The organism is bacterium endosymbiont of Bathymodiolus sp. 5 South (assembly GCF_900128535.1).
Taxonomy (GTDB): Bacteria; Pseudomonadota; Gammaproteobacteria; order PS1; family Pseudothioglobaceae; genus Thiodubiliella.
The window spans coordinates 1-1,195 of record NZ_FQTR01000336.1; the positions used below are offsets into that span (position 1 = coordinate 1).

1 protein-coding gene is annotated in these 1,195 nt (G+C 42.1%); it reads right to left on the bottom strand.

Going from position 1 to position 1,195, the window contains the following annotated elements; all coding sequences use genetic code 11:
• Position 1: 1 nt before the first annotated feature.
• Entirely contained in the window at positions 2-1,192 is a 1,191-nt protein-coding gene (gene tuf / locus BBROOKSOX_RS11295; protein ID WP_139661946.1) for an elongation factor Tu, read from the bottom strand.
• Between the last annotated feature and the right edge of the window lie 3 nt (positions 1,193-1,195).

The following is a 1,195-nucleotide window of genomic DNA, read 5'->3' on the forward strand; positions in this document are numbered from 1 at the left end:
CTTAATCCGTCACCTTAGAAACAACACCCGCACCAACAGTGCGTCCACCTTCTCTAATAGCAAATCGCAAACCTTCTTCCATAGCGATTGGAGACAGAAGCTCTACTTCCATTTTCACATTATCACCTGGCATTACCATCTCTACATCTTTTGGTAATTGGCAAGCACCAGTTACATCTGTTGTTCTAAAGTAGAACTGTGGACGGTAGTTGTTAAAGAATGGCGTGTGTCTTCCACCTTCGTCCTTACTCAACACATAAATCTCAGCTTCAAACTTCGCATGTGGCTTAATAGAACCTGGTTTAGCCAATACTTGACCACGCTCTACATCTTCACGCTTGGTACCACGAAGTAACACACCAACATTATCACCGGCTTCACCTGAATCAAGTAACTTTCTAAACATTTCAACACCTGTACAAGTCGTTACTTGTGTATCTCTAATACCAACAATTTCTAGCTCATCACCGACATTAACAATGCCCGCTTCAATACGACCAGTTACTACAGTACCACGACCTGAGATTGAAAACACATCCTCAATTGGCATAATAAAGGTTTTATCCGTGTCGCGCTTAGGGGTTGGGATATATGAATCTAGCGCTTCAACCAACTTAAAGATTGAAGGCACACCAATCTCTGATGTATCGCCTTCTAATGCTTTAAGCGCACTGCCAAAGATAACGGGCGTGTCATCACCTGGGAAGTCGTATTCAGTCAATAATTCACGGATTTCCATCTCAACCAATTCAACCAATTCTTCATCATCAACCATGTCTGCCTTGTTCATATAAACAAGAATATAAGGTACACCTACCTGCTTAGACAAAAGAATGTGCTCACGAGTTTGTGCCATTGGACCGTCTGTTGCAGCAATAACGATAATAGCACCGTCCATCTGTGCAGCACCGGTAATCATGTTCTTAACATAGTCAGCGTGACCCGGGCAATCAACATGTGCATAGTGACGATTTTCTGATTCATACTCAACATGTGCTGTTGAAATTGTAATACCGCGTTCTCTTTCTTCAGGTGCATTGTCAATATCTGCATAGTCATTAAACTCACCACCATTCGCCTCAGCCATAACCTTAGTTATTGCTGCTGTTAAAGTTGTTTTACCGTGGTCAACGTGGCCGATTGTACCTACATTGACATGGGGTTTGGTTCTTTCGAATTTTTCTTTTGACATATT

Excerpts from the sequence above, each read along its gene's own strand:
- tuf (WP_139661946.1), bottom strand. The coding sequence starts at position 1,192 with ATGTCAAAAGAAAAATTCGAAAGAACCAAACCCCATGTCAATGTAGGT.